This window comes from Bartonella sp. CL434QHHD, assembly GCF_042195145.1.
GTDB lineage: Bacteria > Pseudomonadota > Alphaproteobacteria > Rhizobiales > Rhizobiaceae > Bartonella.
On the sequence record NZ_JBHINT010000053.1, the window covers coordinates 1 to 7,632 of the forward strand.

Below are 7,632 nucleotides of genomic sequence, written 5' to 3' on the forward strand. Positions count from 1 at the left end.
AAAGTTTTTTGCAAAAAATAGTGACAATGGCATCAATTTTGACCAACTTTCGAGTGAATTGCGCACCCTTCTCAATAAAAGCGACATTCCTGCTCTCAACCCTGATCGCTTGAAACAAACCTATCAAGCTGCACTCAATGATATTGGTTCTGCGATAACAGCTTTCAAAAATGACCCTTCTTACTATCGCACCACTTTAAAAAATCTTGGTGAGCGTCTGTCCGATCGTGTAGAAGATCTCACGACAAAATTTGATCGAAGTGATATCATCAAGGCCCTTGTGACCGATGGCATGTCCCGTGCGGATGCACAAACAGCAGCCAACCGTGCCGTCCAACTCTATCAAAGAGCAGAGGAAAAGACCGAAAAAGCCATCAAAGTCCTTGAAGAACGGGCAGAAACACTCTCAGACAATCTTGAGGATACGATCAAGGGCGCCAAAAACACTGCGACTAAAGCCACAAAAACAGCCTCCAATATGGGATGGTGGGGCTTTTTAGGCAGTCTGGTAGGCGCCATTATTTCCAGTGTTTTTGGCTATTATGGTTATAGAAGCCGTAAGGACACTTTCATGCTTTAAAACGTCTAGCTCTAAAGCAAATACATAAAAAGCTGCACGCATAGTGCAGCTTTTTATGTAAATTCTTCTTGATCACTCTAAAATTCAGCCCTCTTATTTAAAATGCTCTTTGCAATCAACATAACATTTGACAAAAAATAAAATCTATACTAAGAGGGAATAAGTGGTAATTTTTTTATTTTGGTTATCATTGTTTTTTTATCAACTATAAGGGGGAAATATATGAATATTTCACTTAATGAAGTAGAAGATGTTATTGAATTGGCTGCTGAGGAAGTTGTGCCAATTGTGATGAATAGTAAATATGCTCAGCGCAGCGATGTTCAAGTTTATCAAGATGAGCTTGATATGGATGGTTTTCTGGAAGTTTAATGATGTATTGTTGATGCAAATCTTCTTATACATCCAACTTTAAAAATTAAGCTTATTTAAGTGCATGTTTCAGTTATTTTCAGAGAGCTTTTCTCAAAAAATTTGGGCTAAGCAAGCAGCTGAGTTGTCGATTTCATACATCCCTTTCGATGAAAGGGATGTATTGCATGCTTTAAGACAATACGCTCTATATCCTCATAAACTCTTAGCTCTTAATCCTAAATCCGAAGTAGTAACAGTGGTTAATGGAGTGCGGAGTCCACGTACTCTTTCAAACTTTCTTGTTTTAGATACGGATAGAACTATAGAAGAATATACTGCCCGCGTTGACCAATATGCCGAAGGACAAGAATGGGCGGTCATGTATTATGGATTATACGCTGCAACCCCTGTTCTATGGGATGTGGCAAAACAGTTTTCAGATCAATTAGCTCATTCTTTAGGTTTTAGGCCTGGTGGACGCGTGGATATTGACTGCTTCATCGGCCGATATTCTTCCACCCATGTTGGGATACATGTGGATCACGCTCATAATTTTGGTTTTACTCTACAGGATGGCAAAACAATGTTTGCATGGCCCAGTACACGAGAAGACCTCCAAGGGCTAAAATATCCTGAATATGAAGCGCATAAATTAACAGCAATTGCGCTGCAAAACCGTACAGACCGTGTTGCCTACTTTCCCCATGATGCTTTCCACGTTGCTGAAACTGGAAAAAATATCGCGGCAAATATCAATATTGCTTTTTGGGAAACAGCACACGATGCACAACATCATAAAAATTATGTCACGCATTTACTCCATCTTGATGATCGAACGCGACATGATATCCGCGCATCAGGAAGAGCAAATTTAAACCCTGATAATGCTTTTCAACACTCTGCACTAAACTCCGCCATCGCAAATGGTACCTTAAAACGCCATATGCTGGTTTCTCAATTAATTTGTGATACAAGTTCACGTTTATGCATCGGTCGCCCTCTTGTTGACGTCTCCGAAATTGAAAATGAAATCTCTCTTCGCCCACCTGCAACCCTGCAATGGGTGCCCTTAACTGAAACAAAAGAACTGCTCATCGCAGCAAACGGACATTGTGCAAGCTTTGAATATAGCTCTCATCTAGAGCATTTCCTTTCTCAACTTTCATCAGGAAAAAAACTAGATCTAGTAAAATTAAATGATAAATCATATAAATATGCGCAAAAGGAAATTTTAAAAGCTGTAAAAGCTTTAGCATGTTGGGGAGCATTGTGACAAAGAAAAAATCCATGATTTTCGCCCAAATGGGACTTTTCCTCATTTTGGGCTTTAGCAGCTTTGCCGATGAAACAGCACAAGTCACATTTGCTTTACACTTAGCAGAAAGCACAGCTTCTATTTCAATGCTGCTTTTTGCAGGGCTTATCGGAGCGATTTGTGCGGGACCCATTGCACCACGTCTTTTGCATCACTTCCAACCAGTACACACAGTCACTGTTGTTTTATTGTTTGAAGCACTTTTCATAGCCGTTGCTGCAATCGCAAACCAATTTTGGGTTTATATTGCCCTTTCTTTCGCACTAGGTTGTGCTGGTTCACTCTTTTGGTCCGCTATTCTTGTTGCGGTACCTGACTTCGCAAAAAATGATCAGCAATTAGACCGTATAAACCGCGTTATCCAAACAGTCCGTAATCTTGGCTATATTGCCGGACCACTGCTAGGGGGTGTGTTGTATAGTCTATCGAACGGGCAAAAAGGATTGTTTGCGTTGTCAATCATGGTTCTTTTTGCTACCTTTATCACTCTCTTCTGTTTTAAAAGTTTAAAAATTCATACACAAACGACAAACACAACGCAAAAAAGCAAAAAAAGGCTAGATTTAACGGGTCTCTTGCGTAAAAAAAATGTTGTCTATGCTCTTTCTCCCCTCATCATTACCATCATCCTTACCTCTGCTCTCAACGTCTTATCGATTGTCCGCATTCGTACCGATCTCAACTTAAGCGCTGAAACCTATGGGGTAATCACAAGCATGTTAAGTCTTGGCCTCGTGGTTGGTCCACTCTGTTTCTCCAGTCTTTTTCATCGCTTTGGCAATGCCGCTGGTGCATCACTTGCCGCTACAATCATTGGTTTTGCAATTTTCTGCTTTTCCTTAACACATATTGTATGGTTGATGATGCTGTCATTTTTCATCTTTGGGGGTGCAAACGGTGTGCAAAATGCTCTAATGGCAAGTTTTATGATGAAAGCCATTCAGAAAGAACATCGAAACAACCAAATGCCCGCCTATATCTTTATCATACAAACAGCGGTGTGCATTGGCTTTCTAGGAGCCGGTTTTGTCCATGTTCATCATACCCAAAGCACACTGTTTATCATTGGCATCGCCACAATGATCGCAGGCATATTAGGTTTTATCTTGAACAGTGCCGTACAAAAAAAAGGAATATGATAATGGTTAACGGACTTTGCTATCTTTGCTCTCAAGCAAACCATACACCCCAAAAGGACATGACAATCACCCCTCGATAAAATCGTTGTATCTCCCATACAACCCCACACCAACCAATAAGACTTTGATGAACCACTCTTGAGTGTGGAAGAGCTAACAACCATTCCCAAAATTTAGTTTATAGCAAAATAGAAACCGGTTTAACATCATGCAACAAGATCCTATAGGCTTAAACTTTTACAATGGAACAGGCGGCTATGTGTGGCAACTGGCAGACTATATGCGACATGATTGTCATGAGATCTCCCACACACTTGAATTGCAAAAACCAACACCACCCATAGCCATCAATTCTTTCGCTGTCTACCCAAGTGAACTCAATCCTTTATCACGCGTTCAATGGGCAAAAGATGTACAAATAATAAAAAACAAACCAGCACTCATTGGCAAACGGCAAATACAACCCATCACCATTGTTTCTACAAAAGGAGCGGCATTTGGCGGATTCGACTTTCCCACATTTGAAGCACTTCGTGAAAGCTGCCATGTCCAATCACTGAGGGAAATACAATTCAATGGTACTCTTCTTGCCTCTGGAAGTCTTTTGATCTCACTTTTACGACACGGTCTCATCGAAACAGATCAAAAAGCATTTTCAGAAAATGATGCAACCGCTCTTTTACGAGAGCCAACATGTATTATCATAGATTCTTCTCTTGGCAGTCTTGCCATTAATCAACTCAATGGGCGTACAATCCGGCTTCATGAAAAAACAAAACATCTCTTGAAGCAAGCCACCACACCAATGCACATTCAACACCCTATAGAGGATTCAATAAAATTTTTTGTAAAAGCAGGAATGCTACGATTGGTAAAATTATAAGGATAAAAAGATGCAGCTGATAAGACCTGGCATGGGAACAGAAAATAGTGCACAGCTCATTTATGCGCTTATTCAAATGGCAAGACCGCGCACAGTCATTGAAATCGGTGCTGGTGATAGTACGCGCTTGATTGCTAAAGCACTGCAAAAAGCAAAACAAGCATGGCAACAAGATAAAAAACTTTTAGAATCTTCCACCTGGGAAGAGCGCACAGCTTTGCTTGACCCTTCAGGAATCCTTGAGAATTACGAACCTCGGCTTATCACCATTGATGATTTTACAGTTGAAGGTCAATCAGCAGAAGAAGCATGGCAAAAACTGCTTCAAGACGGTATTGAAAAAAACATGGTAACATTTATCCATGAGAATTTTTTCTCTCTTGATGAAAGCACCCTCAAATCTTGGGCGCCAATAGATTTTGCTTGGATTGATGCAGGAACTCCCGCAGATGATGTGCGATTTGTTATAACCCTTTGGGAACACATCACCGCTGGTGGTTATCTATGTCTGCATGAACCAACAATGACAACAACAATTGCTCTCAATGGCGAACAACGGGTTCGACGTGTTAGAACTCCTTTGTGGGAAGAAATTCTCTACCGGCTTGATGGCTCCTATGAAGCTTTAACTCTTCCCGAAAACCACAAATATCGCCAAAGTGGTCTGGGGATTATTCGCAAACGCACCTCTGCCGAACAAATTGTACGCGCACAATCGCTACAAGCAGAACTCATAGAAATCAATGAAATTCCCATTCGCAATGATATTTTGCCCATGGAAAAAGAAGCCCTTCACAAACGCAATACCCGCAATTCACTGATCTCTGCCATGACCTCACCGACACTGCGCGCTGTTTATGCCGCCATTATCCTTGGTGCAAAAAATCTTCCTGATATCCTCAAACATGTCGATTCAGATGCCAAAAACATTCACAAATCCATCAATCGCCTTTTGAATCTTGGACTTATTCACAACACAACAGCAGGATTTCAAGCCGAAGAGACAGTGTGGAAAATGCTAGAAAATAAACATGAGCGGAATAGGGAAAATTTAAGCGACCGCCATTTAGAAACAGAAGAGATGCTATCAAAAATTGGTGAAGCCTTTCAAAAGGAAAAAATCTATAGCGAAACGGAAGTTTCCAAGATATGCAACCTCTTTACGATAGACTTTGCCCGATTACGACGCACTCTTGTTGAGAGAGGTTTTTTACAACGCCATGGAGGCAAATATCAACGCATGCGCTAAAAGAGATTTGAAAAATGATTAGCGAACTCTATCGTTTTTCTTCTCTATTTCAAGAGAATGAATAACCTTCCACTAAAAAAATATAATTTCATTAAAAAGTTACAAAATCATTCATCCCATTCATATGTTGACAATCTATGGGGGGATAGTACATCCTCTTCATAAAGGATAAAATGGAAAAGCAAGAATGCGGGGTGCCAATTGGTTATCAAAAAGGATTGGGTGGTTATCAAAAAGAATTGGGAATAGTCAAAATCATCAGGAGAAGATATAGGATCAAGGTCTCAATGATCTTACGGTTGTTGCGCGAACATCAGGGCACAGTATTCTTGCTCAATCCAAATCATGCTCGATATTTCTAAAAACATCGTAGAAAAAACAATATTCTTGCATTGGACTGGCTGGTGAATCAAGAAAGATCCTATTTCAACAAAATGTGCACGGTAGAAACAGGACTAGCAAAGCTTCCTCAAAAGATACAACAAAATGTATTTGATCATTTAACGACACTTCTATGGAAATTCCATGGGCAAAAATAAAATAACTTTTTTCATCTATAGCACAGTTTTTCTTTCTGAATTTTCCTTTTTCTTTGTACTCCCTTTGCTTGGAAACTCTTCTCTCATAACTGCTGCCAATGTCGCTTTTTATCTCGCTGGATCAGTAATCCTTGAAAGCATTCTCATGGTAACCACAACGGGTTTATTAGAAAGATTTTCGCGTAAACTCTTAATGGCTAGCGCCTTTATTTTAAGGAGTAGCGCTTTTGTGTGCATTATCCTATCGCTCACACCTTCTGCATGGTTGATCTTTTTTACCTTAATGGCTTTTTCGAAAGCAGTTTCAAAGCCATTTTTGAGAGAAATTTTATCAGAACATCTCAATGAAAATGCTCTTAAACGCGCATTAACTCTCTATTCTTTTTTTCAAAATGCTGCTGTCGTTATCGCCCCTCTTGTTGCAACGAGTGCCATAAAATACAACGCATCAACCTTCTTAATGGCTTTTTTTGCACTCATTGGTTTGTATCTTTGTGTTCTATCCATTCAAATTGTTTATCATTACCCACATAAAACATTATTTCTTGAAAAGAATAAAAAAACAAAAAAAGCTCTTCTTTCTTCTTTAAAAACAATAATACATAATCGTTCTATTGCTTATTTGCTGGTCACGGCTTTGCTTTGTGCATTCCTCATGGGAATTTTCATCACCACCACAACACTTCTCAGTAAATTTGACAGAAATCTCGCCCCTTATAGTGGAATTTTCTTTTCAATTGTTGGCATCAGTATTTGTATCTGGCAGGGGGTAATCAATAAACATCTCACCCTTTCCGATAAAGCAACTTTTTATCTGCTCTGCTTTATGGGAAGTTTCGCTGCATTTTTCCTCATAGGTGGGGTCTTTACCGCTGTGATTGCGTTAATTGCCTACAGTGTCTATGAATCTGTCATGATTCCAGAGATATACTATCAAGCAGGGAAAACAACCTCATCCCTCTCTGCCAGTGTTCTTTTTAGTTATATTCTTGTTATTTCAAATATTGGCCAAGCTGCCGGCTCATAGACAAGTGGATGGATCATCAGCCATTTCAACAATCATATCGCTTTCACCTTTTGCATGATTGTTGGTGCCTCCGCCTTTGCTTCTTGCCTTTGCCTCATGCAAACGAAAAAATAAGCAGCTTCCATGTCACATATCATTTTTGAAAACCCGTAGCACAACAAGAGCACTCAAAATAATTCGCCATAAATCACTCAATTATGGGTTTGTAATACAATCTGCGGCAAAGAAGCTCGAAACGGTCTTTAAAGATTGCTCTGTAAGGCTCCGTTGCCAATTGCCTCATAGCTTAAAGTATTATGGGGGCAGACAAGCGTAAGGTAGCTACATTCTGCACGAATAATATTCTATTGATATCCATGTGCAACACAGCCAAAGCATTTTTTTATAATTCGCTCAAAAAAGGATTTTGAACTAATCAATCTCAAGCCTCGCCATGCGCGTTTAACTTTTAATGCCACCCATTCCCTCTCAATTTATATTTTAGAGCTCATGGATCAGCCATAATAAAAAACCATATCACGACTACCAGCATTTTCTCGTGCCATT

At 39.8% G+C, this 7,632-nt stretch carries 6 protein-coding genes and 1 pseudogene; all 7 read left to right on the forward strand.

Annotated features, from left to right (window positions below):
• Positions 1-580 (forward strand): annotated as a pseudogene (locus ACFILN_RS08580) (DUF3792 domain-containing protein); the annotation flags it as partial.
• 222 nt (positions 581-802) lie between these two features.
• Positions 803-952 carry a hypothetical protein gene (locus ACFILN_RS08585; protein ID WP_375671298.1) on the forward strand — a complete coding sequence of 50 codons (150 nt, stop codon included), beginning with the start codon at positions 803-805 and terminating at the stop codon, positions 950-952.
• A gap of 124 nt (positions 953-1,076) precedes the next feature.
• Positions 1,077-2,207: a hypothetical protein gene (locus tag ACFILN_RS08590; RefSeq protein ID WP_375671299.1), complete on the forward strand. Its 1,131-nt coding sequence runs from the start codon at positions 1,077-1,079 to the stop codon at positions 2,205-2,207.
• Complete coding sequence (locus tag ACFILN_RS08595) at positions 2,204-3,388, forward strand: MFS transporter (protein WP_375671300.1); 1,185 nt, start codon at positions 2,204-2,206, stop codon at positions 3,386-3,388. The genes ACFILN_RS08590 and ACFILN_RS08595 overlap by 4 nt, the downstream gene beginning before the upstream one ends.
• 208 nt (positions 3,389-3,596) lie before the next feature.
• A complete protein-coding gene (locus ACFILN_RS08600) occupies positions 3,597-4,271 on the forward strand; it encodes a hypothetical protein (protein WP_375671302.1) in 675 nt (224 codons plus the stop codon).
• Positions 4,272-4,281: 10 nt separating this feature from the next.
• Entirely contained in the window at positions 4,282-5,520 is a 1,239-nt protein-coding gene (locus ACFILN_RS08605) for a DUF2087 domain-containing protein (RefSeq protein WP_375671304.1), read from the forward strand.
• Positions 5,521-6,045: 525 nt separating this feature from the next.
• Positions 6,046-7,086: an MFS transporter gene (locus ACFILN_RS08610; protein ID WP_375643753.1), complete on the forward strand. Its 1,041-nt coding sequence runs from the start codon at positions 6,046-6,048 to the stop codon at positions 7,084-7,086.
• Positions 7,087-7,632 lie beyond the last annotated feature (546 nt).